The 262-nt window shown below is 37.0% G+C and carries 1 protein-coding gene; it reads right to left on the bottom strand.

What is annotated here, in order from left to right:
* Nucleotides 1-196, bottom strand: a 196-nt coding sequence (locus V7083_RS15820) for a hypothetical protein (RefSeq protein WP_335479524.1), incomplete at its 3' end; no start/stop codon positions are given.
* Nucleotides 197-262: the final 66 nt, after the last annotated feature.

The following is a 262-nucleotide window of genomic DNA, read 5'->3' as shown; positions in this document are numbered from 1 at the left end:
AGTTCCTGTCTGAAGTCGTGTTAACTTCGGACACACCTGACTCAAAAAAGCTAGATTGTGTCTGATGTCTTGCCAACTTCGGACACGAATCAGCCATAAAAGCACGTACATACCGAATTAGAATTGAAGTAAAAAAAGAAAGGTCTGTTTCAGTTCGAAACAGACTCTTAAATAGTTTTTTATAATTCTCCACCATTTGTCGCTATCACATTTTTATACCAATCGAAAGATTTTTTCTTGCGTCTTTTTAAGGTGCCATTGC

The sequence above is a fragment of the Bacillus sp. JJ1764 genome (assembly GCF_036962145.1).
In the GTDB taxonomy this organism is placed as follows: domain Bacteria; phylum Bacillota; class Bacilli; order Bacillales; family Cytobacillaceae; genus Neobacillus.
This window is presented reverse-complemented; position numbering and strand designations above follow the sequence as displayed.